Annotated in this window: 24 protein-coding genes and 1 pseudogene; 18 read left to right on the top strand and 7 right to left on the bottom strand. The window is 76.0% G+C overall.

Annotation, left to right across the window (positions count from 1 at the left end; translation table 11 throughout):
- Positions 1–121 precede the first annotated feature (121 nt).
- The 13 genes from HCN56_RS08420 (at position 122) to HCN56_RS08365 (ending at position 13,561) form a co-directional block, all read left to right on the top strand.
- Positions 122–1,153, top strand: coding sequence for an NAD-dependent epimerase/dehydratase family protein (locus HCN56_RS08420; RefSeq protein WP_245246385.1), 1,032 nt, complete (start codon positions 122–124; stop codon positions 1,151–1,153).
- 10 nt (positions 1,154–1,163) lie between these two features.
- On the top strand, positions 1,164–2,798 hold the full coding sequence (locus HCN56_RS08415; RefSeq protein WP_167968872.1) for a carbamoyltransferase family protein: 1,635 nt from the start codon (positions 1,164–1,166) through the stop codon (positions 2,796–2,798).
- The gene (locus tag HCN56_RS26300; RefSeq protein ID WP_245246384.1) at positions 2,795–3,787 is read left to right on the top strand and encodes a glycosyltransferase family 2 protein; all 993 of its coding nucleotides are present in this window, start codon (positions 2,795–2,797) and stop codon (positions 3,785–3,787) included. The genes HCN56_RS08415 and HCN56_RS26300 overlap by 4 nt, the downstream gene beginning before the upstream one ends.
- The gene (locus HCN56_RS26295) at positions 3,784–4,338 is read left to right on the top strand and encodes a D-glycero-alpha-D-manno-heptose-1,7-bisphosphate 7-phosphatase (protein ID WP_312871131.1); all 555 of its coding nucleotides are present in this window, start codon (positions 3,784–3,786) and stop codon (positions 4,336–4,338) included. Before HCN56_RS26300 ends, HCN56_RS26295 begins: the two co-directional genes overlap by 4 nt.
- Positions 4,335–5,342: a glycosyltransferase family 9 protein gene (locus tag HCN56_RS08405; RefSeq protein WP_167968871.1), complete on the top strand. Its 1,008-nt coding sequence runs from the start codon at positions 4,335–4,337 to the stop codon at positions 5,340–5,342. Before HCN56_RS26295 ends, HCN56_RS08405 begins: the two co-directional genes overlap by 4 nt.
- Entirely contained in the window at positions 5,339–6,301 is a 963-nt protein-coding gene (locus HCN56_RS08400) for a glycosyltransferase (RefSeq protein ID WP_167968870.1), read from the top strand. The genes HCN56_RS08405 and HCN56_RS08400 overlap by 4 nt, the downstream gene beginning before the upstream one ends.
- Positions 6,302–6,321: 20 nt before the next feature.
- Positions 6,322–7,539 (top strand): glycosyltransferase, encoded by a 1,218-nt coding sequence (locus tag HCN56_RS08395; RefSeq protein WP_420918939.1) that lies wholly within the window; start codon positions 6,322–6,324, stop codon positions 7,537–7,539.
- On the top strand, positions 7,536–8,162 hold the full coding sequence (locus tag HCN56_RS08390; RefSeq protein ID WP_167968868.1) for a D-sedoheptulose-7-phosphate isomerase: 627 nt from the start codon (positions 7,536–7,538) through the stop codon (positions 8,160–8,162). The genes HCN56_RS08395 and HCN56_RS08390 overlap by 4 nt, the downstream gene beginning before the upstream one ends.
- Entirely contained in the window at positions 8,159–9,727 is a 1,569-nt protein-coding gene (gene rfaE2, locus HCN56_RS08385) for a D-glycero-beta-D-manno-heptose 1-phosphate adenylyltransferase (protein ID WP_167968867.1), read from the top strand. The genes HCN56_RS08390 and rfaE2 overlap by 4 nt, the downstream gene beginning before the upstream one ends.
- A complete protein-coding gene (locus HCN56_RS08380; RefSeq protein ID WP_167968866.1) occupies positions 9,724–10,731 on the top strand; it encodes a glycosyltransferase family 9 protein in 1,008 nt (335 codons plus the stop codon). Before rfaE2 ends, HCN56_RS08380 begins: the two co-directional genes overlap by 4 nt.
- The gene (locus tag HCN56_RS08375) at positions 10,724–11,695 is read left to right on the top strand and encodes a glycosyltransferase family 2 protein (protein WP_167968865.1); all 972 of its coding nucleotides are present in this window, start codon (positions 10,724–10,726) and stop codon (positions 11,693–11,695) included. Before HCN56_RS08380 ends, HCN56_RS08375 begins: the two co-directional genes overlap by 8 nt.
- Positions 11,692–12,588 (top strand): glycosyltransferase family 2 protein, encoded by an 897-nt coding sequence (locus HCN56_RS08370; RefSeq protein WP_167968864.1) that lies wholly within the window; start codon positions 11,692–11,694, stop codon positions 12,586–12,588. The genes HCN56_RS08375 and HCN56_RS08370 overlap by 4 nt, the downstream gene beginning before the upstream one ends.
- A 196-nt stretch (positions 12,589–12,784) precedes the next feature.
- Positions 12,785–13,561, top strand: coding sequence for a SigB/SigF/SigG family RNA polymerase sigma factor (locus HCN56_RS08365; RefSeq protein WP_167968863.1), 777 nt, complete (start codon positions 12,785–12,787; stop codon positions 13,559–13,561).
- Between the two features lie 35 nt (positions 13,562–13,596).
- On the opposite strand, the gene HCN56_RS08360 is transcribed toward HCN56_RS08365, so the two are convergent.
- The 4 genes from HCN56_RS08360 to HCN56_RS08345 all read right to left on the bottom strand — a co-directional run bounded on the left by HCN56_RS08360 (position 13,597) and on the right by HCN56_RS08345 (position 17,042).
- On the bottom strand, positions 13,597–14,505 hold the full coding sequence (locus tag HCN56_RS08360) for a polysaccharide pyruvyl transferase family protein (protein ID WP_167968862.1): 909 nt from the start codon (positions 14,503–14,505) through the stop codon (positions 13,597–13,599).
- Positions 14,506–14,601: 96 nt separating this feature from the next.
- Entirely contained in the window at positions 14,602–15,243 is a 642-nt protein-coding gene (locus HCN56_RS08355) for an ANTAR domain-containing protein (protein ID WP_167968861.1), read from the bottom strand.
- Positions 15,244–15,339: 96 nt separating this feature from the next.
- Positions 15,340–15,906, bottom strand: coding sequence for a hemerythrin domain-containing protein (locus tag HCN56_RS08350; RefSeq protein WP_167968860.1), 567 nt, complete (start codon positions 15,904–15,906; stop codon positions 15,340–15,342).
- 281 nt (positions 15,907–16,187) lie between these two features.
- Positions 16,188–17,042 carry a VOC family protein gene (locus tag HCN56_RS08345; RefSeq protein ID WP_167968859.1) on the bottom strand — a complete coding sequence of 285 codons (855 nt, stop codon included), beginning with the start codon at positions 17,040–17,042 and terminating at the stop codon, positions 16,188–16,190.
- Positions 17,043–17,353: 311 nt separating this feature from the next.
- Between HCN56_RS08345 and HCN56_RS08340 the strand changes: the two genes are divergently transcribed.
- From HCN56_RS08340 to HCN56_RS08320, 5 genes are all read left to right on the top strand, one after another.
- Positions 17,354–18,253, top strand: coding sequence for a glucose 1-dehydrogenase (locus HCN56_RS08340; RefSeq protein WP_312871130.1), 900 nt, complete (start codon positions 17,354–17,356; stop codon positions 18,251–18,253).
- A gap of 129 nt (positions 18,254–18,382) precedes the next feature.
- The gene (locus tag HCN56_RS08335; RefSeq protein WP_167968858.1) at positions 18,383–19,633 is read left to right on the top strand and encodes a cytochrome P450; all 1,251 of its coding nucleotides are present in this window, start codon (positions 18,383–18,385) and stop codon (positions 19,631–19,633) included.
- Between the two features lie 720 nt (positions 19,634–20,353).
- On the top strand, positions 20,354–20,707 hold the full coding sequence (locus tag HCN56_RS08330; RefSeq protein WP_167968857.1) for an STAS domain-containing protein: 354 nt from the start codon (positions 20,354–20,356) through the stop codon (positions 20,705–20,707).
- 49 nt (positions 20,708–20,756) lie between these two features.
- On the top strand, positions 20,757–22,466 hold the full coding sequence (locus tag HCN56_RS08325) for a SpoIIE family protein phosphatase (RefSeq protein ID WP_167968856.1): 1,710 nt from the start codon (positions 20,757–20,759) through the stop codon (positions 22,464–22,466).
- 184 nt (positions 22,467–22,650) lie between these two features.
- Positions 22,651–23,037, top strand: coding sequence for an ATP-binding protein (locus tag HCN56_RS08320; RefSeq protein WP_167968855.1), 387 nt, complete (start codon positions 22,651–22,653; stop codon positions 23,035–23,037).
- A 311-nt stretch (positions 23,038–23,348) separates the two neighbouring features.
- On the opposite strand, the gene HCN56_RS08315 is transcribed toward HCN56_RS08320, so the two are convergent.
- The 3 genes and pseudogenes from HCN56_RS08315 to HCN56_RS26290 all read right to left on the bottom strand — a co-directional run.
- Complete coding sequence (locus HCN56_RS08315) at positions 23,349–23,654, bottom strand: hypothetical protein (protein ID WP_167968854.1); 306 nt, start codon at positions 23,652–23,654, stop codon at positions 23,349–23,351.
- A 64-nt stretch (positions 23,655–23,718) separates the two neighbouring features.
- Positions 23,719–24,480, bottom strand: a complete 762-nt coding sequence (locus HCN56_RS08310) for a transposase family protein (protein ID WP_167968853.1) — start codon at positions 24,478–24,480, stop codon at positions 23,719–23,721.
- A 135-nt stretch (positions 24,481–24,615) separates the two neighbouring features.
- Positions 24,616–24,755: pseudogene (locus HCN56_RS26290) on the bottom strand (IS5/IS1182 family transposase); the annotation flags it as partial.

Below are 24,755 nucleotides of genomic sequence, written 5' to 3'. Positions count from 1 at the left end.
CCCTCACCCGGGCGGTCCCGCGAGGTCGGCGGCCGTCCCGGGCGTGCCGCGCCGCTGAGCGCGTGGCTGACGGGCCGCCCATCGCCCCCCCGGGGCGTCGTCGCGGAGGAGAGGCCGACCCATGTCTTCGATGACCCCGCCACCGGTGCCCTGGCGCCGTGCCGTCGTGACCGGCGGTGCCGGTTTCCTCGGCTCGCACCTGTGCGAGCGACTGCTGGATTCGGGAGTGGACGTCGACTGCGTCGACAACCTGCTCTCCGGGACCCGGGAGAACGTCGCCCACCTCGAGGGACGCCCGGGGTTCCGGTTCGTGCGCTGCGACGTCGCCGGGGAGGGCGCGGTCGAGGCCATGCACGGCCCGTACGACCTCGTCCTGCACTTCGCGTGTCCGGCTTCCCCCGTGGACTACCTCGCGCACCCGCTGGCCACCCTCGACGTCGGGAGCCTGGGGACCCGCCACGCGGTGGCGGTCGCCCGCCGGGACGGGGCGCGTCTCCTCCTCGCCTCCACCTCCGAGGTCTACGGGGACCCGCTGGTGCACCCCCAGCGGGAGGACTACTGGGGCAACGTCAACCCGGTCGGGCCGCGGAGCGTCTACGACGAGTCGAAGCGGTTCGCCGAGGCGCTCGTCACCGCGCACACGCGGTCGGCCGGGCTCGACGGCGGCATCGTCCGCATCTTCAACTCCTACGGCCCGCGGATGCGGGCGGGCGACGGCCGCGCCGTGCCCACCTTCATCACGCAGGCGCTGGCGGGGCTCCCGCTCACCGTTGCCGGTGACGGCAGCCAGACCCGGTCGCTGTGCTACGTCGACGACACCGTCGACGGGGTGCTGCGGGTTGCCGCCAGCCAGGCCGTCCGGCCCGTCAACATCGGCGGTTCCGACGAGGTCACCGTCGCCGAGATCGCCCGCCGGGTGATCGCGTTGAGCGGTTCGGCCTCGTCCCTGACGTTCGTGGAACGCCCGGTCGACGACCCCGGCCGCCGCCGGCCGGACACCACCCTTGCCCGTGAACTGCTGGGCTGGGAACCGGCGATCGGCTGGGAGGAAGGCGTCAAGCGCACCATCGCGCACTTCGCCGGCCTGCCCGGCGCCGGACCGTCCGACCACCGGCCGGCCGACCCGGCGCTGCCCGCGACAACCAGGCCCTGACGGAGGTGCCATGCGTGTCCTCGGAGTCAACGCCCTCTTCCACGACCCCGCCGCCGCCCTCGTCGTGGACGGCACCGTCGTCGCCGCCGCGGAGGAGGAGCGCTTCAGCCGCCGCAAGCACGGAAAGCGACCGGTGCCGTTCTCCGCGTGGGAACTGCCGGAGCTGAGTGCCCGCTGGTGCCTGGAGCACGCCGGCCTCGACGTCCGGGACCTCGACGCGGTCGCCTACTCCTACGACCCGCAGCTCGCCGCGCCCGCGGCGGAGCTGGGGCTGCACGACCCGTGGGACGCCCTGCGCCAGGAGTACGCTCGGCGCACACCCGAGTTCCTGGCGGAGGCCCTGCCGGGGCTGGACCCGGCGCTGGTGCGCTTCGTCCCCCACCACACCGCTCACGCGGCCTCCGCCGGGCAGGCCTCGCCCCATCCGGACTGCGCGGTGCTGGTGCTGGACGGGCGGGGTGAGTGCGGGGCGCATCTCTCGGGCCACTACCTCGACCGGCAGCTGACCGTGCTCTCCGCCCAGCGGCTGCCCGACTCCGTCGGGCTCTTCTACGAAGACCTCACCGAACACCTGGGGTTCCTGCGCAGCAGCGACGAGTTCAAGGTCATGGCGCTCGCCTCGCACGGCCGCCCCCGCTACGCGGCGGAACTCTCCCGGTACGTCCACGCCGACGGTTCGGGCGGGTTCACCGCCCGCCCCGTGCCCTGGGCGTCACTGGCGGAGCGGCGCCCGCCCGGCGCGCCGTGGACGGCGCCCCACGCCGACCTGGCCGCCAGCGCCCAGCGGTGTCTGGAGGACGTGCTGCTGGACCTGGCGGCGGACCTTCACCGTCGCACCGGCGAGGAGGCGCTGGCGCTGGCGGGCGGCGTGGCGCTCAACTGCGTCGCCAACACCCGGCTGTTCCGCGAGGGGCCCTTCCGGCACGTCTGGGTCCAGCCCGCCGCGGGCGACGCCGGCACGGCCCTGGGGGCCGCGTTGCACGTCGCCCAGGAGAAGGACGACGTCGCGCCGATGCCCACGGCAGCGCTCGGACGCGGCTGGAGCGACGAGGAGCTGCGCGGGTGGCTGGAACGCGCCGCCGTCCCCTACGAGGAGCCGGCGGACATCGCCGAGACGGTGGCGGAGGAACTCAGCCACGACGGCATCGTCGCCTGGTTCCAGGGGCGGTCCGAGTTCGGGCCGCGGGCCCTGGGCCACCGGTCGCTGCTCGCCCACCCCGGGCACGCCGCGAACCTGGACCGGCTCAACGCGGTCAAGGGCCGGGAGGAGTTCCGGCCGGTTGCACCGATGGTGCTGGCCGACCGGGCGGCCGAGCTGTTCGACGGCCCGCTGCCCAGCCCCTACATGCTCTTCGTGCACGACGTCGCGCCGGGCTGGCGGGAGCGGTTGCCCGCGGTCGTGCACGTGGACGGCACCGCACGCATCCAGACCGTCGACCCCGCCGAGGAGCCCCTGGTGGCCCGCATGGTGCGCGCGTTCGAGCGACGCACCGGCCTGCCGGTCGTGGTCAACACCAGTCTCAACACCGCCGGCCGTCCGATGGTCGACGACCCGCGCGACGCGCTGGAATGCTTCGGCTCCGCCCCGGTGGACCTGCTCGCGCTCGGACCGTTCGCCGTCCGCCGGGCAGAGGTGTTCCGATGAGCGCGGCACCCGAGTACGCCGTGGTGGTGCCCACCGTCGGGCGGCCGAGCCTCGTCGCGTGCCTGGTGGCGCTGGCACGATGCAGCGGGCCGCGCCCGGCGGAGGTCGTGGTGGTCGACGACCGGCCCGCCGCCCCGCAGGCGCCGCCGCTCCCGGGCGGGGGGCTGCTCCCGGTCCGCGTGGTGGCCACCGGTGGGCGCGGCCCGGCCGCCGCGCGCAACGCCGGCTGGCGCGCCGTCTCCGCACCCTGGGTGGTCTTCCTCGACGACGACGTGCAGGTGGGACCGGACTGGGCGCACCGCCTGGCCGAGGACCTGACGGCCCTCGGCCCGGACGCGGGGGGCGTGCAGGGTGTGCTCGCCGTGCCCCTCCCCCGCGACCGGCCGCCCACCGACTGGGAACGCGGCACCGCCGGCTTGGCCGACGCCGCGTGGGCGACGGCCGACATGGCCTACCGCACCGCCGCGCTGCGGGCGGTCGGAGGGTTCGACGAGCGGTTCCCCCGCGCCTTCCGGGAGGACGCCGACCTGGCGCTGCGGGTGCTGGACGCCGGCTGGTCGCTGCACCGCGGACGCCGGCTCACCCGGCACCCGGTCCGCCCCGCCGACCGGTGGGTCTCGCTGCGGGCCCAGCGCGGCAACGCCGACGACGCCCTGATGGCACGGCTGCACGGGGCGGACTGGTGGCGGCGGGCCCGAGCGCCCCGGGGGCGGTTGCGCACCCACCTCGCCGTGACGGGGCTCGGCGCCGCCGCGCTGGGCTGCGCTGTCGCCGGACGCGGCGTCGCCGCTGGTCTCCTCGGCGCGCTGTGGGCCGCGGGGACCGCCGAGTTCGCGGTGGCGCGCATCGCCCCCGGCCCCGGCAGCCGGGAGGAGATCGCCACGATGCTCGTCACCAGCGTGCTGATCCCCCCACTGGCGGTCTGGCATCGCTGCGCGGGCGGGGTGCGCCACCGCCGTGCGGCGGCGTGGGACGGTGGTGCCGCGTGAACGGCGTGGCCGGCGCCTTCGACCCGGTGTCCGCGGTGCTGTTCGACCGCGACGGCACGTTGGTCGTCGACGTCCCCTACAACGGCGACCCCGACCGGGTGAGGCTGTTGCCCGGCGCCCGCGCGGCCGTCGCGCTGCTGCGTGAGGCCGGGGTGCCCACCGGGGTCGTCAGCAACCAGTCGGGGATCGGCCGGGGCTGCCTCACCGGTGAGGAGGTGGCGCGTGTCAACCACCGGGCCGACCGGCTCCTCGGCGGCCTCGGGGTCTGGCTGTACTGCCCGCACGCCCCGTGGGAGCTGTGCCCCTGTCGCAAGCCGCGTCCCGGTCTGATCGTGGAAGCGGCGCGGCGGCTCGGGGTGCGGCCCGAGCGGTGCGCCGTCATCGGTGACATCGGGGCGGACGTGCTGGCCGCCCGCGCGGCGGGCGCCCGCGGTGTGCTCGTCCCCAACGCCGCGACGCTGCCGGCCGAGGTGGAGCAGGAACGGTGGACGGCGCCGGACCTGCTCACGGCGGTACGGGCCGTCCTCGGACGCGAGGAGGTGGCCTCGTGAGGGCGCTGGTCACCCGGCTCGACAGCTTCGGGGACGTGCTGCTGTCGGGCCCCGCCATCCGCGCCGTCGCCGCGGGTGCCACCGGCGTGACCGTGGTGTGCGGGCCCGCGGGGGAGCCCGCGGCGCGCCTGTTGCCGGGCGTCGACGAGGTGCTGCTGTGGCGCGCCCCGTGGGAGGGGGTGGCGCCGCCGTCGGTCGCCGAGGCGGACGTGGAGGGGTTCGTGGCGCGGGTACGGGCCGGCGGCCACGACGCCGGTGTGGTGCTGACCTCCTTCCACCAGAGCCCGCTGCCCACAGCGCTGCTGCTGCGGATGGCGGGGGTGGGCCACCTCACCGCGGAGAGCGTCGACCACCCCGGCGCGCTGCTGGACGTCCGCCACCGCCGGCGCCCCGGCCGCCACGAGGCGGAGGCCGCCCTGGACACCGCGGCGGCCGCCGGTTTCCCCCTACCGGCGGGCGACGACGGGCGGCTCCGCGTCCTTCCCGTCCCCGACACCTCGACCCTCACGGGCTGCGGGCCGTACGTGGTGGTGCATCCGGGGGCGAGCGCGCCCGCCCGCGCCTGGAGCCCGGACCGCTGCGCGGCAGCCGTGCGGCGACTGGCCGACGACGGCCATCGAGTGGTGGTCACCGGCGGCCCCGGCGAGCGCGAGCTGACCCGTCGGGTCGCGGGCTCGGCCGCGCTGGACCTGGGTGGGCGGACCACTCCCCGCACGCTCTCCGGGGTGCTGCACTACGCGGACGCCCTCGTCTGCGGGAACACCGGCCCCGCGCACCTGGCCGCGGCGGTGGGCACCCCGGTCGTGTCGCTGTTCTCCCCCGTGGTCCCCGCCGAGCGGTGGGCACCGTTCGGGGTCCCGACCGTGCTGCTGGGCGACCCGGTCGCGCCGTGCGCCGGGAGCCGCGCCCGGAGCTGCCCCGTCCCCGGTCATCCCTGCCTCAACGAGGTGACACCCCAGGACGTGGCGCTGGCCGTCCGCAAGCTCATCGAGGAGACCGTATGAGAGTGCTCATCTGGCACGTCCACGGCTCCTGGACGACCTCGTTCGTCCAGGGCCACCACACCTACCTGGTGCCCGTCACCCCCGGCCGCGGCCCCGACGGCCGGGGGCGCGCCGCCACCTGGGAGTGGCCGGCCACGGTGCGGGAGGTCACCCCCGAGGCGCTGCGCACCGCGGAGATCGACCTCGTGGTGCTGCAGCGTCCCCACGAGGCGGAGCTGGTCCACGCCTGGACCGGACGCCGCCCGGGCACCGACCTCCCCGCAGTCTACGTCGAGCACAACGCGCCGGACGGCACCGCCGTCGGGACACGGCACCCGCTGGCGGACCGCGATGACGTGCCCCTGGTGCACGTCACCCACTTCAACCGCCTGATGTGGGACAACGGGCGCGCCCCCACCACGGCCATCGAACACGGCGTGATCGACCCCGGCCCGCTGTGGACGGGCCGGACGGGCAGCGCCGCGGTGGTCGTGAACGAACCGGTCCGGCGCGGGCGCACCACCGGGACCGACCTCCTGCCGTACTTCGCCCGCTCGGCGCCACTGGACGTCTTCGGTATGGGCACCGCCGGGCTCGCCGAGCACCTGGGGCTGCCGGCCGCGCGCTGTCGCACGCACGAACTGCCCCAGGACCGCCTGCACCACGCGCTCGCGGAACGCCGCCTGTACCTGCACCCGGTGCGCTGGACCTCCCTCGGGCTCTCCCTGTTGGAGGCGATGTTCCTCGGCATGCCCGTCGTGGCGCTGGACACCACCGAGACCCGGGAGGCCGTGCCGCCGGACGCCGGTGTGGTCTCCAACCGGCCCGAGGTGCTGGCCGAGGCTGTCCGCGGCTACCTCGCCGACCACGGCCGTGCGGCGCGCGACGGACGGCGCGCCCGGGCCGCCGCCCTGGCGCGGTACGGGGTGCGCCGCTTCCTCGACGACTGGGACCAGCTGATGAAGGAGGTCACGCGATGAGCACGACCGGAACCGGCCCGCTGCGGGTCTCGCTGGTGTCCGAGCACGCCAGCCCGCTGGCCGAACTGGGCGGCCCGGACGCGGGGGGCCAGAACGTCTACGTCGCCCGCCTCGCGGACCATCTGGCCCGCCTCGGGCACACGGTGACCGTCTACACCCGCGGCGACGCCCCCGGGCTGGCCCCCCGGTTGGAGACCGCGACCGGCGTCCACGTCGTCCACGTGCCCGCCGGCCCGGCGACCCGACTCCCCAAGGACGAGCTGCTGCGCCACATGCCCGCCTTCGGGGCGTTCCTGCGCCGCTGCTGGGTACGGGAGCGCCCCGACGTGGTCCACGCCCACTTCTGGATGTCCGGCCGGGCGGCGCTGGCGGCGGTACGCGGCCTGGAGATCCCCGTGGTGCAGACCTACCACGCGCTCGGGACGGTGAAGCGGCGGCACCAGGGCAGCGCCGACACCAGCCCACCCCGCCGACTGGAGATCGAGGCGGCCATCGGGCAATCCTGCCGCCGGGTGCTCGCCACCTGCGCCGACGAGGTGGAGGAGCTCGCCGCGATGGGCGTCGACCGCGACCGCGTCTCCGTGGTGCCCTGCGGTGTCGACCCCCGTCACTTCGCCCCGGCGGGCGGGCTGCCCCGCTCCCCCGACGCCCCCCGGCGGCTGCTGGGGGTGGGGCGGTTGGTGCCGCGCAAGGGCTTCGAGCGGGCTGTCCGGGCGCTGCCGCTGCTGCCCGGCGTGGAGCTGGCCGTCGCGGGCGGCCCGGACGCTTCCGCGCTGGCGACCGACCCCGAGGCGCAGCGGCTGCGGCGCATCGCGGAGGAGGTCGGTGTGTCCGAACGGGTCACCCTCCTCGGCGCGGTCCCCCACCACCGGCTGCCCCGCCTGATGGCCGACGCCGACCTGGTGCTCTCCCTGCCCGACTACGAGCCGTTCGGCATCGTCCCCCTCGAAGCGATGGCGTGCGCCACCCCGGTCGTCGCCACCGCCGTCGGCGGCCAGCTCGACACGGTCGAGGACGGGGTCACCGGGCTGCTCGTCCCGCCCGAGGACCCCGGCGGGCGGCTGCTGGCCGAGGCCGTCCGCTCCCTCCTCGACGACCCCGGCCGCCTCGCCCGCCTCGGCGCGGCCGGACGCGCCCGGGTCCTCGACCGCTACGGCTGGGACCGCGTCGCCGACGGGGTCGCCCGTGTCTACGCCACCGCCCTCGCCACGCCCTCACTCTCGGGAGCCACTCGATGATCCAGGACCTCAACGGTCGGCACTGCGACGACCTCGCCACCGCCCTGGCCTCCTACCGCCGTTCCGCGCCGCGCGTCCACCGCTGGGGCGGCGACCTCGCCCGCCGTCTCGCCGCCGGCGCGCGGCTGCTCGTCGCGGGGAACGGCGGCAGCGCGGCGCAGGCGCAGCATCTGACGGCCGAACTGGTCGGGCGCTACCGCGACGACCGGGCGCCCTACTCCGCGTTGGCGCTGCACGCGGACACCTCCTCCACGACCGCGATCGCCAACGACTACGGGGTGCAGGAGGTCTTCGCCCGCCAGACCAGGGCGCACGGCCGCGCGGGCGACGTCCTGATGCTGCTGTCCACCAGCGGTGCCAGCGCCAACCTGCTCTCGGCGGCGGACGCGGCCCGGCGGACGGGAATGACCGTCTGGGCGCTGACGGGTCCCGCCCCGAACCCGCTGGAGGCCGCGTGCGACGAGGCGGTCTGCGTCAGCGCCCCCAGCGCCGCCACGGTGCAGGAACTGCACCTGGTCGCGGTGCACATGCTCTGCGAGGCGTTCGACGCTGCGTGCGAGGCGCAGGACCGGGCACCGCGGCGGCGTGCCGGTCGGGCAGCAGTCGGGGAGGGCGCGCTGTGACCGCCCCGGCGCCGCTGGTGGTGGTCGGGGACGCCCTGCTCGACCGCGACCTCGACGGCCGCGCCGACCGGCTCGCGCCGGACGCCCCGGTACCCGTCGTGCACGGCGCGCGGCGCGCGACCCGGCCCGGGGGCGCCGCGCTGGCAGCCGGTCTCGCAGCCCTGGACGGGCGGGAGGTCACGCTGGTCACCGCCCTCGGCTCGGACGAGGCCTCCGCGGCACTGCGGCGGCTCCTCCCGGGCCGCGTCCGTGTCGTGGCGCTGCCGCTGGCGGGTTCGCTGCCGCAGAAGACCCGGATCCTTGCCGAGGGCACCCCGGTGTGCCGGCTCGACGACGGCGACGGCCGGGCGGCCGGCGCCACCGACGAGGCCCGGGCGGCGCTGGCGGCGGCCGGCGCCGTCCTGGTCTCGGACTACGGTCGCGGCACCGCCGAGGTACTGCGCGACTCCCTGGCCGCCGCCGCTTCGCGGGTGCCGGTGGTGTGGGACCCGCACCCGCGCGGCGGACCGCCCGTACCGGGCAGCCGGGCGGTCACCCCCTCCGCCGCGGAGGCGCGACGGCTGGCGCCGACGGTCGGCCCGCGGGCCGGGGAAACCACGGCCCGGCACGGGGAGGCGGCGGGCCGGGCCGAGCTGAGCCGGGCCGCGCGCGACGCCGCAGCGCTGGTCGACGGCTGGGATGTCGCCTCGGTGGTGGTCACGCTCGGCTCGACGGGTGCGCTGCTGTGCCACGGCGCCGACCCGCTGCTGGTGCCGGCGGTCTCCGCCGGTAGGCAGGACGCCTGCGGCGCGGGGGACCGGTTCGCCGCGACGCTCGCCGGGCTGCTGGCGGACGGGGTGGTGACCGAGACGGCGGTGCGCGGCGCGGTGGCCGCCGCGGGACGCTACGTGGCGGCGGGCGGGGCCGCCACGCTGGCGACCGACGGCACGGCGCGGGGCGCCTTCGGGGAGGAGGACCACGCCGGAGTGCGGTGCCGCCCCCACCGCGACGGGTCCGACACGCACGCCGCGGCGCCGCCGGCCCGCGGGGCGGCCCGGGGCGGCCCCGACGGGGAGGCGGTCCTGTCGGCCGCCCGGGTCCGCGCGGCCGGCGGGACCGTCGTCGCCACCGGGGGATGCTTCGACCTGCTCCACGCCGGGCACATCGCGCTGCTCGAAGCGGCCCGCGGCGTCGGCGACCACCTCGTGGTGTGCGTCAACTCCGACGCCTCGGTGCGGCGCCGCAAGGGCGGGAGCCGGCCGCTGGTTCCGCTGGCCGACCGCGTGCGCGTGCTGCGCGCCCTCGGCTGCGTCGACGCCGTCGCCGTCTTCGACGAGGACACTCCCGAGCAGCTGCTGCGCGAGCTCCGCCCGGACGTGTGGGCCAAGGGCGGTGACTACGCCCACGCCGACCTTCCGGAAGCACCCCTGGTCCGGAGCTGGGGCGGGCAGGTGGTGTTGCTGCCCTACCTGGACGGCCGCTCGACCACGGGGATCGCCGCCCGGGCGGCCGGGCACCGCGTCCCGATCGACGGGGCGCGGCCGGGAGGCCCGCAGCCGGAGCGCTCGCGGGCGGGGCGGCGATGACCGCCGGCGCGCGCCGAGCAACCGCCGTCGCACCGCGGCCCCGGCTCCTGGTGCTGCGCGCGCTGGGGCTGGGCGACCTGCTGGCGGGGGTCCCCGCGCTGCGCGCGCTGCGCCGGGCGCACCCCGGCCACACCCTGGTGCTGGCCGCGCCTGCCGGGCTCCGCGACGCCGCCGCAGCAACGGGCGCGGTGGACCGGCTGCTGCCGACCGGCGCCCCCGGGCGGGCCGTCCCCGCGCTGAGCGGCTGGCCGGCGCCGGGGCCGGAGCTGGCGGTGGACCTGCACGGTGACGGGCCGGAGAGCCACGCGGCGCTCGCCGCGCTGCGCCCGCGGTCGCTGATCTCGTTCGCGGCGGCCGGCACGCGGGTGCCGCCCTGGCGTGACGGCGAGCACGAACGGGCACGGTGGTGCCGACTGCTGGCCGCGCACCACATGCCCGCGGACCCCCGCGACCTGCGGATCGCGCGCCCCGAAGCCCCCTCCCCCGCTCCCGGCGCCGTCGTCGTCCACCCCGGCGCGGCCGCGCGGGCGCGCCGTTGGCCCCCGGAGCGGTACGCCGCCGTGGTCCGGACGCTGCGCCGCCGCGGGCACCGCGTGGTGGTGACCGGCGGGCCCGGCGAGGAGAAGACGGCGGCGGAGGTGGCCGCGGCCGGCGGCGCCCCGCGGCGGGACGTCCTCGCCGGCGACCTGCCGTTCCCGCTGCTGGCGGCGCTCGTCGCCGACGCCGCGTGCCTCCTCAGCGGGGACACCGGGCCGGCCCACCTCGCCGTCGCTCTCGGCACCCCGTCCGTGACCCTGTTCGGCCCGGTCGCCCCCGAGCGGTGGGGACCGCCCCCGCACCCCCGCCACGGCGTCATCCACCCGCCGGGCCCGCCCGGCGACCCGCACGGGGACCGCTGCGACCCGCGCCTGCTGCGGATCGCCCCTCAGGAGGTCGCCGCAGCCGTCCTGCGCCGTGCTCGCCCCGAAGCCGCATGCGAGCCGGCGGCGGCCCGCCATGACTGACCGCCCGGCCGGCCGCACCGGCCACGCGTCCGTTCCGGGTGCCGGAACCACTGAGCGGGAGAGCCGCGTCAGCGTCGCCATGATCACCCGCGGCCGCCCGCAGGGCGCCCTTCGCGCGCTGGACCGGCTGGCGGCGCTGCCGGAGCGGCCGGCCGTGATCGTCGTGGACAACGGCACCGACCCGGCGGTCACGGCCGCACTGCGCGCACACCCCGTCGGCGCGACCGTGCTGGCGCCCGGCCGCAACACCGGCGCCCTCGGCAGGAATCTGGCCGTACGCCACGCCACGACGCCGTACGTCGCGTTCAGCGACGACGACTCCTGGTGGGCGCCGGGCGCGCTGCGCCGGGCTGCCGACCTCCTCGACGCACACCCCCGGCTCGGTCTGCTCGCGGCCCGGAGTCTCGTCGGCGCCGAGGAACGCGAGGACCCCCTCAACGCGCGGCTGGCCCACTCCCCGCTGCCCCGCGACCCGGACCTGCCGGGGCGGCCCGTCCTCGGCTTCCTGGGCTGTGCGGCTGTCGTCAGGCGCACCGCCCACCTCGACGTCGGCGGCTACCACCCGGTGCTGTTCTTCGGCGCCGAGGAGACGTTGCTCGCCTACGATCTCGCCGCCGCCGGCTGGGGAGTCAGCTACGTCGACTCCGTCGTGGCTCACCACCACCCGGACGAGGGCGCCCGCCCAGGGCCCACGACGCTGGTCACACGCAACGCCCTGCTCACCTGCTGGCTGCGCCGCCCGGCGGCCGTGGCGCTGCGGCGCACGGTGGCGCTCGCCGCCGCGCCGGCGCGTGGCGACCGCACGGCGGGGCGCGCGCTCCGCGGCGCACTGCTACGGCTCCCCGCCGCGCTGCGCCACCGCCGGCCGCTGCCACCCACCATCGAACGGGCGGTACGGCTGCTGGAGGCGACCGCTGCACGGGAACAGCGAGCGGCGCAAGCGCCGGGAAGAGCACCGTCGTGACCGGCGCCCGCACCACGGTCGTGGTCATCACCCACAACCGGCGCCCGGAGTTGCTGCGCACCCTGCGGCTGCTCCGGTCGCTCCCCGAGGCGCCACCGGTCGTCGTCACCGACAACGCCTCGACCGACGGGACCGCGGAGGCGGTCGCCGGGGCCTTCCCGGAGATGACCCTGCTCCGCCCCGGCCGCAACCTGGGGGCCGTGGGTCGCAACCTCGCCGTGGAGCGGGTGCGCACCCCCTACGTCGCCTTCTGCGACGACGACACCTGGTGGGAACCGGGGAGCCTGCGACGTGCCGCGGAGCTGCTCGACCCCCGGCCGCGCCTGGCCGCGGTGACCGCGCGCATCGTCGTCGAGCCCGGGGGCACGGAGGATCCCGTCGTCGCCGAGCTGCGGGAGTCGCCGCTGTCCGGGCCGGGGTGGCTGCCCGGCCCGGCGATCGGCTCCTTCCTGGCAGGCGCCACCGTGATGCGGACCGCTGCGTTCCGTTCGGTTGGCGGCTTCCACCCGGGGCTGTGGCTCGGCGGCGAGGAGGAACTACTCGCCACCGACCTGCTCCGCGACGGCTGGTGGATGTGCCACGCCCCGGAGCTGCTGGTCCACCACGCCGCCTCGACCGTCCGCGACAGCACCGCCCGGCGCGTCCTCGGCCTGCGCAACACCTTGTGGTTCACCTGGTTGCGCCGCCCCTGGCCCGCAGCGCTGCGCCGCACTCTGGAGCTCGCCCGCACGGTGCCGTGGGACGCCGCCTCGGCACGCGCCTTCGGGCGGGCGGCGGCCGGAGCGCCATGGGTGCTGCGCACCCGCCGACCGGTACCTCCGGCTGTCGAGGCGCAGCTGCGCGCTCTGGAGCGGGCGCGGCGTTCGTCCGGAGCACGCCGGTACGTCGGCTGACGCCCCGTGCGGGTGAACGCCCCGGCGGACCGTTTCGCCCCGCGCGTGCTGTGGGATGCCGGACCCGTGCTTCGGAGGTGAGGCGCGCCCCGGTGACGCGTGTCGTCCGGGTCGTGGCACCCCTTGCACGTCGTGCCCCGCCCTCGCCGTCCGCCGTCCCGGTCGACCCCCGATCGGCGAGGAGTGACGCACGCACATGGCAGTGCACCATCGGCACCGGGACTCACCCGACACGACGGGGGAGTTCCGCCGGCTCGCGGAACTGCCCGACGGCGCGGAGCGCCGCCTGCTGCGCGAAGAGCTGATCCGCGCCTGGCTTCCCATGGCGAACCGGTTGGCGCACCGCTATCGCAATCGGGGAGAGACGTTGGAGGACCTGCGGCAGGTCGCCGCGGTCGGGCTGATCGCCGCCGTGGACCGCTACGACCCGGCGGTCGGCAAGGCGTTCGAGTCCTTCGCGGTCCCGACGATCGCCGGGGAGATCAAGCGCCACTTCCGCGACCGGATGTGGTCCGTCCACGTACCGCGCCGGGTGCAGAATCTGCGCAACGTCGTCCGGGCCGCCTGCGCCGAGATGGCCTCCGAGGGCGCGCTCCCCTCCCCCGCACGGATCGCCGCGCACACCGGCCTGACGGAGGAGGAGGTCCGCCAGGGCAGCGAGGCGCTGTTCGGCTTCAGTCCGCTCTCCATCGACGCGGCCGTGGCCGTCGGCCGGCGGGAGGTCCTGCTCCGCGACGTCCTCGGTGCGGAGGACGATGCCTACGAGCGGATCGTGGACCGGGAAGCGGCCCGGTACGGTATCCGGCGGCTGCCGGAGCGGGAGCGGCGTGTCCTCTACCTGCGGTTCTTCGCCGGGATGACGCAGAGCGCCATCGCCGCCGAGCTGGGCGTCTCCCAGATGCACGTCTCCCGCATCCTGAGCGACTCGTGCCGCCGGATCAACGCGGCCGCCACCCGGGAGAGCGGGGACTAGCCCGGTACCCGCCGCCGGGGCCGGCGGGCAGCGACTTACTCCGAGCGGGAGCGCGCCAGGAGCCGGGCCCGCCGTCCCGCCGCGGCCCGGCCCGCCGACGACAGACACCACCGCCACCAGTGGTCCAGCCTCTCCTCGGAGAAAGACTCGCCGGCGAGCAGCGCCGGCCACCTCAGTACCCGGGCCTGCGCGGAGACCTTCGCGCCGCCCCGGACCGGGTCCACCGCCACCGCGGGCACCCCGACCCGCAGCGCCAGGGCCAGCCCGTGGAGCCGGTCCGTCACCACGAGGTCGAGGCGGCGCAGCAGCGCCAGGTAGGCGTCGGGCGTGGCGCTGTGCCGCCAGTCGCGGTGAGCCAGCCGGGTGTCGGCCTCGACCCGGGCGCAGTCCTGCGCGGCGAGCCAGGGCAGCAGCAGTCCGGCCACCTCGTCGTGGAGCCGGCGTCCGGCGTACTCCCCCTGACCGTGGGTCAGCGCCACCCCCACCACCGGCGGGCCCGGTAGAGCGGGTGCCTGGGCGGCCAGGTCAGGGAGGGGCACGCCGCCGAAGCCGTCGCGCGCCACGACACGGTGGAAGCCGCGGACCGCGGGGTCCGAGCGGTCCACCACGCTCACGCCGACGGCGGTGCGGCGGCAATGGGCGAACTGCTGGTGCAGCTCGGCCACCTGGCGGCCGTGCACCGGCCCGCAGACGAACAGCAGGTGCTCGTAGTCACGCGGGCGCACACGGTCGAGGCTCGGTCCTCCCGGTACGAAGCCGGGGCTCCACGCCGTGTCGTGGGCGAGGCCGATCCGGTCGAGTGCGGTCCGGACGGCCCGCTCGGCCAGCGCGTCCCCTGCCGTCACCTCGCCATCGAGGAAGCTGAACCAGCCGGCGAGCAGGATCCGACTCCGGGTGCTCCTCGGCTGCAGCAGCCGGTCGAGCCGGGAGGCGAGCGCGTTCATGAGCTGCGTGCCCTTCGCTCGGGTGCGGGCGGGGAGAGCGCCCGCTGCCGGTCGCGGCCGCGGGGCGGCGTGGCGGCCCGGCAGCGAGTCGCTGCGTCACGGGCGCGGACAGAGCGGGGGCGGCGCCGGTGAGCCGGTGAGGCGGCCGACGAGCTGGGAGCAGAGGTCGCGCAGTTTGACGTTGCGGTGCTGCGAGAGCGTCCGCAGCGACTTCATCGCCTGTTCGGAAGAGCAGTTGCGGCTGCTCATCACCATGCCGATCGCCTGGTCGATGACGCTCCGCGACTGCATGGCCGCCTGCAGGTCCTGGGCGAGTACCTGCGCGTCGAAGAGGCGCTGCGCCAGCGCCATCATGTCGGGCAGCCGCGTCACCAGACGGAGCAGGCGCTCCCGATCCGCGGGGTCCAGTGGCCGCCCCGGAGTCGGGGTCAGCGTCACTCGGCCGCGGGCGTCGGCACCCGTGAAAGCCGCCGTCAGGGCTGTCGCGGTGTCCGCGGGCCCCCCGAGCGCCGCATGGGGCGAGCCGGTCGGGTCGGCGCCGCCCTCGTCGCCGGGGCGGCTCACGGAGACCGCGGCGGTCGGCCTCCCCGCCCGCTCGAGCACCAGGTCGGCGCGGACCGCCGAGGGAGCGGCGGCCAGGGCAGCGGCGACCAGGGACCGCAGGTAGTGGTCCAGGTCGTCGGCGGAGAGAAGAAGCGCGAGCGGGTCGGACGTGCGGGTCCCGGCGGTGTCGGTCATGGCCTTTCCTGTCTGCGCTGCTGAGGAACGAGGAGGAGGCGGGACGGAGAGGAGTCGGTCGGGCTCGTGCGGCGGCGGGAAAGTGGCGGCCGGCCGTCAGCCGTGCGGGTGCGGGCGGGAGGCGGTTCGCCCCGTGAGAACCAGGTGCGCGCGGTCCACCAGGCTCACGGCCGTGCCGGCCAAGGGCGTGGGCGGCGGCGAGAGGTCCGCGGTGTGGCGGGCGCGGGCCCCGTCCTGGCGGACGCGCTCCCCCAGGCGGCGCAGTTGCCGGGTCGCCAGCGAGGCGGTGACGCGAGGGAACAGCAATTCCTCCTGCTCGCGAACGTGCTCGGTCATGGCTCGCCGCAGCCCGGCCAGCAGGCTGCGGAAGCCGGCCCCGCCGGGCGGTTCTCCCTCCAGCGCCTCCAGCAGGGACTCCGTCCGCGTCCGCGACCGTGCCTCGCGTTCCACCACGGTCTCCCCGTCCGGGACGTACAGCCGGACCGCGGGGTGCAGGTGGTGCTGCTCCGCGAGGGTGTGGCGGACCACCGCGACGGTCAGCTCGTCCGCCGACCGCCGCCGATCGCGCGGCACATTCGCGACGTGGAGCCGCACCAATAGCTCCTCCAGGGCGCGGTGGTCGGCCGTGAGCTCCGCTATGAGATAGCCACCACGGTCCGTCATCTGTCTCCTCCAGCTGTGCCGATGCTGTCCCGGCGCACGGTCCCGCAATGCCCGGCGCGCCGCTTTGCCTTCAGGTCTTCGTTCTGTGGCCTGCCGAGCCCCCGCCGGGCGGACGGGTTTTGCGGGTTCGGCGGGTACGCCCCGCCCGCGGTCGGCCGCGACGACGGCGCCGCGACGCACCGTCACGCTAGGCGGCGGGGCCGCCGCCGGGCGTGCTCCACGCCCGCGCCGCGGCCGCGCCAGGCGAATGGTGGGCGGCCGAGCGGCGGCGCCCGTGCGGGTCAGTCGTCGCTGCCGGTCACCAACCGCACCACCCCGGCGGCAGCGTGGGAGACGACGGCGCTCGTCCCGTGGGGCCCGGGACGCGGCGGGGCGAGCACCTGGCCGCCCGCCTCCTGCGCGTCCGCGACGGCGCGGGCGCAGTCGTCCACGCGCACGTGCGGTGTCCACCCGGCCTCGGGGACCCCGAGCAGCCGCCAGGGAAGCGCGTCCCCCAACTCCAGCACGGCCTGCCCGGCGACCCGGACCACGACCCGGTCGTCGTCGTAGGAGACGGCGAACGGGTCCGTGTGCGGGCTGTCCCAGCCGAAGACATGACCGTAGAAGAGGGCCGCGGCGAACGGGTCGTGGGTGTGCAGCTCCATGCGCTGCGGGGCGCCCGCCGCACCGTCGGTGCGCCAGGAGGACAGCGGCGACTCCCAGGCCCCGAACTGGACGCCCGCGGTGTCGCACGCCCACGCGGCGCGACCGCCCGCGAACGTCAGGGGGCCGACGGCGACGGTGCCGCCCACGGCCCGGATGTCGTCCACGGCGCGGTCCAGCCGGTGGGTGGCGAAGTAGACGGTCCAGGCCGGGGACGCCGAGGGCAGCACCGGTTCGGTGAGGCCCGCGACCGGCATGCCGTGGTGCAGCGCCGTCAGGCCCCGGCCGGGGTGCCCGCGGGCGATGCGGCTGGTCCAGCCCAGGACCCGGCCGTAGAACTCCATCGCGGCGCCCGGGTCGGGAGTCATGAGAGCGGCCCAGCACGGAGCGCCGGTCGTCACGTGCTCCTCGGTGCCGGCCGTGGGGACGTCTCCCGTGTCGGTGCCGCCGAGCGTCGGAGCGGGTCCCGGAGGGTCCGGAGGGCGCGTGTGCATGGTGACGTCCTTTCCCGTCGCCCACAGGCCGACGGACCGGCCCGCGGCGCGGGTCGTGTGGAGGGCTGCGACCAGGCCGAGTACCCGGCCCGCGGCAGGGACAAACAGCGTATTTCGTTCTCCGTACTGCCCGGCCCGCCGCGGACGCCTCGGCACCGCACCGTCACGTTTGGCCACCTCGCGCGGTGGCAACCCGAGCGTTCACCACTCCGGGGCGCCTCGCCCCGGCCCGGGCCGCCGGCCGGCCGCCTCGTGCCGCGCCGCGCCGGGGCCCCGGCGGCGCACCCCCATCGCGATCCAGGAGGACCCCCGTGACCGGACCGACCGGGAACCCCGACCAGCCGATCGACCCCACGACGGCGGGGCCGGTGCCGCCCTACCCCCAGCAGTCGGACGAGCCGCCCGGCAGCACAGCGCGCATGGACCCCCGGCCCGACCACGGTGAGGAGAGCTACCGCGGGTCGGGGCTGTTCGAGGGCCGGACGCTGCTGCTCACCGGCGGGGACTCCGGCATCGGGCGGGCCGTCGCGCTCGCCTTCGCCCGGGAGGGCGCCGACGTCGCCTTCACGCACCTGCCCGAGGAGCGGGACGACGCCCGCGAGACCACGGCCCTGGTCGAGGACGCCGGGCGCCGGGCGCTGGCCCAGGAGTGCGACATCCGGGAGGAGGACGCCTGCCGGCAGCTGGTCCGGCGGACCGTGGAGGAGTTCGGCAGGATCGACGTCCTGATCAACAACGCGGCCTACCAGATGGCGGTGCCCGAGGGGATCGAGGCGATCCCGACCGCCCAGTTCGACCGGGTCGTCAAGACGAACCTGTACGCCATGTTCTGGCTGTGCCAGGCTGCGCTCCCCCACATGCCCGCGGGCGGCTCCGTCATCAACAGCGCCTCGGTGCAGGGCTACCAGCCCAGTCCGCCGCTGCTCGACTACGCGATGACCAAGGGCGCGATCGTCACCTTCACCCAGGGGCTGGCCCAGCAGCTCGCCGAACGGGGCATCCGCGTCAACGCCGTGGCCCCGGGCCCGGTGTGGACACCACTGATCCCCTCGACGCTGCCCGACACCGAGAAGTTCGGGGAGCAGAGCCCGCTGGGTCGGGCCGCCCAGCCCGCCGAGATGGCCCCTGCCTACGTCTTCCTCGCCTCCGACAGGGCGAGCTTCGTCACCGGCGAGATCCTCAACGCGACCGGAGGCACACCGCTGCCCTGAACCCGCCCGCTGCCGCACCCGCGGCCCCGCGCGCCGCAACGGTGGCTGCGACCGGGGCCGCGCCTGCGGCCCGCGCCGCACCCGCGGCACCACGACGCACCCGACGGCGCCGCACCCGACGGAGGACCCATGGTCGACAGCACGCTCCCGCTCCTGCTCCGCGGCTACACCTGGCTGCCGGAACGCCGGCGCCGCAGCGGCGGCGCCCCGGTGCGCACCCGCCTGCTGGGCAAGAAGGCGATCGCCCTGCACGGGCCGGCCGCCGTCCGGTTCTTCTACGACGAGAAGCACATCCACCGCCGAGGCGCGCTGCCGCAACCGGTGATCGACACGCTCTTCGGCAGCGGAGCCGTCCACACGCTGGACGGGGAGGCCCACCGAACGCGCAAGGCGCTGTTCACCGGCCTCCTCACCACCCCGTCCGGCGTGCAGGAGCTCGCCCGGCTGGTGCACGAGGAGCTGGAGCGGGCGAGCGTCCGCTGGGCGCGGTGCGAGAGCGTGGTGCTCTTCGACGAACTCGCCCGGGTGCTCACGAGCGCGGTCCATTCCTGGGCCGGTGTCCCGCTCACGGACGACGACCGCGCACGCACCGCGCGGGACCTCGTCGCCATGGTCGACGGCTTCGCGACCGTCGGCCCGCGGCACCTGACCGCCCGACGGGCCCGCGGTCGGCTGGAGGCCCGGTTGGCCGACCTCGTCGAGGCCGCCCGCGGGAGCGGCGCTCCGGCGGCCGGTGGCGCCGACGATCCGACGGTCTTCGAGGCGATCACGGCACACCGGGAGGCCGACGGCTCACTGCTCCCGCCGCACACCGCCGCCGTGGAGCTGCTGAACGTGCTGCGGCCCACCGTGGCCATCACCTGGTTCGGCGTGTTCGCCGCGCACGCACTGCACCGCCGGCCGGAGCTCCGGGAGCGGCTGGCGGCCGAAGCCGGGCCGGAGTTCGCGTGGGCGTTCGCCCAGGAGGTGCGCCGCTTCTACCCGTTCGCGCCGTTCGTCGGAGGCCTTGCCGCCGAGCGGCTGGAGTGGGCGGGGCGAACGATCGCCCCGGGCACCCTGGTGCTGCTGGACCTGTTCGGGCTCGATCACGACCCGGACCTGTGGCCCGAGCCGCGCCGATTCGACCCGTCCCGGTTTCTCTCCGGCGAGGTCCCCGCCGACGCGCTCGTCCCGCAGGGCGGCGGCCCGCCGGACGGCCACCGCTGCCCGGGCGAGGACATCACCGTCGCGATCCTGGCGACGGTGGCTCGCTTCCTGGCTCAGCTGCCCTACCAGGTGGCGGAGCAGGACCTGCGTATCTCCCTGCGCCGCGTCCCCACGGCCCCCCGGAGCGGCTTCGTCATCCGCGACGTGACGGGGGCGGCGCCCGCCCCCGCGTGACCTCGCCGGACCGCAGCTCCGGCCCGGGGCTGCGGCGACGGCTGTGGCGGCCGCGGCGGCCCGCATGCGGCGGGCACCGGAAACGAGCGCGCCGACCCCCACCCCGGCGTTCCGTCACGGCGGCCGCAGACATACCGTCAGCTCATCGGGTGAGCGGCAGGGCCCGCGGGGAGGGTGCGATGCGCGCGACGATTCGGGGACACGGCCGAGGCGGCCTTCCTCCGCACGGTCCCGCCGAGGTGTGCGGGCTCCGGGCCCGGCGCCCGGCCCGCGCGAGGCCGGCCTCCGCCCGGACCACAGCCCGCAGCCCCGGGGCTTCCGCCGGGGCCGGGGCCGCCGTCCCCCCGCAGCGCGTGGCGTCACCCCGGGCTCTGCCCGCGACGGCGCCGTCCTGCCTGCGGAGCGACCGCCGAGGCGCCACCCCCGATGCCGCCGGACTGCGGCGCGCTCCCGGCGGGCGCTGGGGCACGGTCGCCGGCGGTCCGGACCTCGGCAGGGACGCGGCGCCGGACAGGACGGGACGGGCCGCGCGCGGCCCTCTCCACCGGCAGCCTCCCCCGGCCCTGGGCGGGCCGAGCACGGAGGCCCGCGCCACGCCGAGCACCGACCGCCGGTCCCCGTCCCGATCGAGGCGCTGCCCCGGGGCGACGAACGAAGAATCAGGTGGGATGATTGGAGGTCTGTACCCGGGAGTGAGGAGGCAGCGCCGTGCGGATCTCGGTGTCCGATGCGAACCCGAGCGACGAGGGGGACGTGTGGACGGTGTTGTCCTTCGCCGGGGAGCTGGATCTGGCGGTCGCCCCCCAGGTGCGCTCCACCGTGGCGGAGCTGATCGCCGCCGGCCGGGCGCGTCTGGTCTGGGACCTGGAGCAGGTGACGTTCATGGACTCCACCGTCCTGGGCGTGCTGGTCTACACGATGCGGCAGTCGGAATCCGCGGGGGGCGGGCTACGGCTGGCGGGAACCGGAACCCAGGTGCTGCGTCTGCTGCGCATCACGGGTATGGATGGCGTCGTGGAGATGTTTCCCGACACGGCGACGGCGACCTCCGCTTCCGCTGCGAGGCTCAGTTGAAGGGAACGCGGTGAACCCGACTTCCGCACAAGCACCGGATCTGGGCGGCATGCGCACAGCGGGGCCCCCTCAGGAGATCAAGCTCGCCGCACCGCCCGCGGGCGGCGACGCCCTGGCATGGGCGCTCAGCGCCGCGGCGGGGGCCGGCATCTACGCCGTGGACGCCGGCGGGCGGGTGATCGCCGCCAACGCCTGGGCGGAGCGGCTCCTCGGCTACGAGCGCGGCTCCCTGCTCGGCCTGGACGCCGACCACGTGCTGAAACCGCGGGTGGACACCGACGGCCTGCCCGAGACGTCGACCGCCCTCGAACAGGCCGGCGGCACCCGCCGGGTCAACGACGACCGCGCGGTGGTGGTGCGCGCCGACGGCACCACACTGCCGGTGTGGTGGTCGGCCGCGCCCCTGCCGCCGGAGAGCGGCTACCCCGGCGGCACCGTCGTCGTCCTCAACGAGATCTCCGAACGTCGGGAGCGGGTCGAGGCCCGCGCCGACCGCTACGTCCGCAGCGAGGTCCGCCGCGAACAGGTCGAGTCCGAGCTCGCCGATACCGCGTGGCTGAGCGAGCTCACCCTTGCCATGACCACCACGCTGGACACCGAGGAGGCCGTCTGGCGCCTGGTCCGGCAGCTCGTGCCCCGGCTCGCGGACACCGCGGCGATCGACCTGGCCGAGAAGGACGTCCTGCGCTGCGTCGCCTGGGCGCACCGCCTCCCCGACACGCTGCCGAAGGCGCCGGACGAGGCCGAACTGCCGGACCACGAAGAGCATCGCGCAGCGATCGCCCGCGTCCTCCGGGGCGGCGGGACCCAGCGGCTGGCGCCCGCGCCCAGCGGGCGGCCCGACCTGCTGTCCCTCACCGACGCCGGGGACGTCCTGGTCGTGCCGTTGCGGTTGCGTTCGACGACACTGGGCGCCCTCACTCTGGCCCGGACCGGCACCGGCACCCCGTTCGACGAGCCCGACCAGGAACTGGCCGAGGAAGTGGCCCGCCGGGCCTCGCTCGGGCTGGACAACACGCGGCTCCACGCCGCGCAGGCCGACATCGCCGAGACACTGCAGCAGGCGCTCCTCACCGACCTCCCGAAGGTCCCCGGCATCGAACTCGCCGCGCACTACCGGCCCGCGCTGGCCGCGGCCGAGGTCGGCGGCGACTGGTACGACGCGTTCTCCCTGCCCGGCGGCGACACGATGCTGGTCATCGGCGACGTCACCGGCCACGACGTGCAGGCAGCGGCCCGGATGAGCGAGCTCCGCAACATGCTCCGCGCACTGGCCGTCGACCGGCCGGAGGAATCCCCCGGCCAGATCCTGCGACGGCTGGACACCGCGCAGGCCCGCCTGACCCACGCCGACTCCGCCACCGCCGTCCTCGCCCGCCTCCACCCGGGCGCGGACGGCTCGTGGCAGATGTCCTGGTCGATCGCCGGACACCCGCCGCCGCTGCTGCTGACCGCGGACGGCGACACCAGCTTCCTCACCGGCCCCCACGCTCCGCTCCTCGGCGCCCGACCGACCATGGAACGCCCCACCCAACGCGTCGACCTGCCGGCCGGAGCGACGCTCCTGCTGTACACCGACGGGCTCGTGGAGTCCCGCTCCCAGAGCATCGACACCGGGATGACCAGCCTGCGCGAGCACCTGGCCGCCCAGCACGCCACGCCTCTGCGGAAGCTGTGCGCGGTGCTGGCCAAGCAGCTGGGCGACACCCGGGACGACATCACGTTGATCGCCGCACGGGTGCCGCCCGGCGCCGAGTGACACCACGGGGCGGGTGTGGCCCCTATCACCCTCGCGGGACCGGGTTACCCGCGCAGAACGAGCATGAGTGGCGGGAGAAGGGTAGGCGTCAGGGATGGTGCAAGGCCTCCCCCAGGGCGGGGACGGCGCCGAGGGGGGCGCAGACGATTCACACGTTCCGTGGCAGGAGACCGAGGAGCGCCGCTTGCGGGCATCAGCCGCCTACGACGGCAGCGAGAGCATCGGCGAGGCGCGTGCCGTGGCCTCCGACTTCCTGGCCCGCGTCCACGCCGAGAGCGGCGCCGCCGTCGGGCCGGACCTGGGACTGGTACTGCCGCTGGTGGTGAGCGAGCTGGTGACCAACGTGCGCAAGTACGCCCCCGGCCCGTACATGCTGGAGCTCGAGCTGGTGCACGACGGCCTCGAGGTCAGCGTCTGGGACAGCGACCCGGCCCTCCCCGCGGTACGGGAGCACGACCCGACCCGCATCGGCGGCCACGGCCTGGAGATCGTGACCGCGGTCGCCACCTCGCTCCGCATGCGCCGCGAGTCGGTCGGCAAGCGCCTCACGGCCACCCTTCCGCTCCGGTAGCCCGCACGCCCGCCACCGCCGCCACGCCGCCCCACCGCAGCTGGCGCGCCCCGCGGTGATTCGGCATCGCGAGGAGGAACACGCTCGGCACCGAGGGGGTAAGGGAGTCACCGCCGAAGGATGCTCGCGGACCAACCGGGCGCAGCCCCTCACCACGCGGCGTGTCGTGCGGGTGCGGCGGGCAGCCCTCTTCGGCGCGCGGGCCGGCTCGCCGCACCCGCGCCCGAGGCCAGCCCGGAGGAACGTCGCGATGGTCGCGCCGTTCGCGGCCGTCTGTCCCGCCGGGGCCCGCGCCCGCGGGCCGGCGGCGCTCAGGTGGCGGTGCCGTCGTCAGGTGGCGTCGCCGGGGCGCCGCCTCTGCGGCGCAACCGGGCGAAGAGGCCGGGTCGCGGAGCGGCGTACTCGTGAAGGATCAGGGCAGCGGTCGCCTCGGGGTCCAGGGGCGTCTGCCCGCCTCGGTGGCGCGTCCAGTACCTCCGCAGGCGCTCGTCCAGGCCGCTCCGGTCCCAGTGGCCCGTGTGGTCCACGGTGACCGGACCACTCCAGTCCTCGGAACCGGCCAGGGCGAGGCGCTCGCCGTCGACGGTGTAGGCGAGGAACTCCCCGTCCGCGACCATCGGGGATTCGAGGGTGTGCCGGATCTCTTCGAAGGAGCAGAAGACATCCAGTGAGCCTTTTCCATCATGCTGCTGAGCTGGCCAGATGCAGGGTGAGGACGGCTTGGACGAGGGCGGTGATGCGGGTGGTTGAGCACCGCAGCTTGCGGAGGAGTCGCCAGGATTTGAGGGTGGCGACGGCCTGTTCGACGAGGGCTCGGATCTTCGCGTGGGACCGGTTGACCGCCTGCTGGCCTGCGGAGAGGGTGTCCCACCGTCCCCAGTACGGGGTGCGGACTGTGCCGCCGGCACCGCGGTCTCCCTTGTCGGCCCAGCACGCGCTGCCGATCTCGGTGAGGGCGTCGACGATGCCGTGCTCGCGAGCCGCGCGGATGTCGTGGACAGCACCGGGTAGAGCTGGTGAGGCCCACAGCAGCCGGCCGAAGGGATCGGCGAGGACCTGCACGTTCATCCCGTGTTCCTTGTGCTTTCCGGAGTAGAAGGGCCGGTCGGCGGCGATGCGGTCGGTCGGCAGGAGCGTGCCGTCCAGCAGCACGAACGCCTTTGCCGAGGCAGTCCGTGCCGCCTTGGCGAGGCTCGGAGCGAGAGCGGCCAGGACCTCTACGGCCTCGGCGATGTACCGGTAGGCGGTCGTGGTTCCGATGCCGAATCCGGCTGCGAGTTGGGCGTAGGGGTGGCCGTTGCGGAGGTGGGCGAGGGTGAGCAGGGCCTGGCGCCCCGTGTTCAGGCGTCGCCAGCGGGTTCCGATCACCACCCGGCGTCGGCGTAGCTCGGTCGACAGCAGGCGCAGGGCAGAGCTGGACACGTCCAGCCCGGACGGAGACAAGCATGTGAAGCCTCTGGTGGGCGAGGGAATCTTGGTCGTGAACCCGTCTACCAGGGGCTTCACCCCGTTGTCAGCCCAATCGCACTACCCGCCAGGCAGGTTGGAATCAGCTCAGTGAGGTTTTCTCAACGGTGCTTACTTCCATGAGCCGTTGAGGACGAGGGCGGCTTTGGTGATGGCTCCGATTCTGTTGGGGCTGAGGGTGACGTGCTGGAGTGCGCGCCAGCGTTGCTTGAGTTCGGCGGCGGCGCGTTCGCCGAGGCCGCGTGTGCCGC

It is taken from the genome of Streptomyces lonarensis (assembly GCF_012033735.1).
In the GTDB taxonomy this organism is placed as follows: Bacteria; Actinomycetota; Actinomycetes; order Streptomycetales; family Streptomycetaceae; genus Streptomyces; species Streptomyces lonarensis.
The sequence above is the reverse complement of the archived record's forward strand: the minus strand, read 5'-3'. Positions and strand labels throughout refer to the sequence as shown.

What these genes read in the sequence shown, in the direction of transcription:
- HCN56_RS08420 (WP_245246385.1), top strand. Translation starts at nt 122, where the DNA reads ATGTCTTCGATGACCCCGCCACCGGTGCCCTGGCGCCGTGCCGTCGTG.
- HCN56_RS08415 (WP_167968872.1), top strand. Translation starts at nt 1,164, where the DNA reads ATGCGTGTCCTCGGAGTCAACGCCCTCTTCCACGACCCCGCCGCCGCC.
- HCN56_RS26300 (WP_245246384.1), top strand. Translation starts at nt 2,795, where the DNA reads ATGAGCGCGGCACCCGAGTACGCCGTGGTGGTGCCCACCGTCGGGCGG.
- HCN56_RS08400 (WP_167968870.1), top strand. Translation starts at nt 5,339, where the DNA reads ATGAGAGTGCTCATCTGGCACGTCCACGGCTCCTGGACGACCTCGTTC.
- HCN56_RS08390 (WP_167968868.1), top strand. Translation starts at nt 7,536, where the DNA reads ATGATCCAGGACCTCAACGGTCGGCACTGCGACGACCTCGCCACCGCC.
- HCN56_RS08380 (WP_167968866.1), top strand. Translation starts at nt 9,724, where the DNA reads ATGACCGCCGGCGCGCGCCGAGCAACCGCCGTCGCACCGCGGCCCCGG.
- HCN56_RS08375 (WP_167968865.1), top strand. Translation starts at nt 10,724, where the DNA reads ATGACTGACCGCCCGGCCGGCCGCACCGGCCACGCGTCCGTTCCGGGT.
- HCN56_RS08365 (WP_167968863.1), top strand. Translation starts at nt 12,785, where the DNA reads ATGGCAGTGCACCATCGGCACCGGGACTCACCCGACACGACGGGGGAG.
- HCN56_RS08360 (WP_167968862.1), bottom strand. Translation starts at nt 14,505, where the DNA reads ATGAACGCGCTCGCCTCCCGGCTCGACCGGCTGCTGCAGCCGAGGAGC.
- HCN56_RS08355 (WP_167968861.1), bottom strand. Translation starts at nt 15,243, where the DNA reads ATGACCGACACCGCCGGGACCCGCACGTCCGACCCGCTCGCGCTTCTT.
- HCN56_RS08350 (WP_167968860.1), bottom strand. Translation starts at nt 15,906, where the DNA reads ATGACGGACCGTGGTGGCTATCTCATAGCGGAGCTCACGGCCGACCAC.
- HCN56_RS08345 (WP_167968859.1), bottom strand. Translation starts at nt 17,042, where the DNA reads ATGCACACGCGCCCTCCGGACCCTCCGGGACCCGCTCCGACGCTCGGC.
- HCN56_RS08335 (WP_167968858.1), top strand. Translation starts at nt 18,383, where the DNA reads ATGGTCGACAGCACGCTCCCGCTCCTGCTCCGCGGCTACACCTGGCTG.
- HCN56_RS08325 (WP_167968856.1), top strand. Translation starts at nt 20,757, where the DNA reads ATGCGCACAGCGGGGCCCCCTCAGGAGATCAAGCTCGCCGCACCGCCC.
- HCN56_RS08315 (WP_167968854.1), bottom strand. Translation starts at nt 23,654, where the DNA reads ATGGTCGCGGACGGGGAGTTCCTCGCCTACACCGTCGACGGCGAGCGC.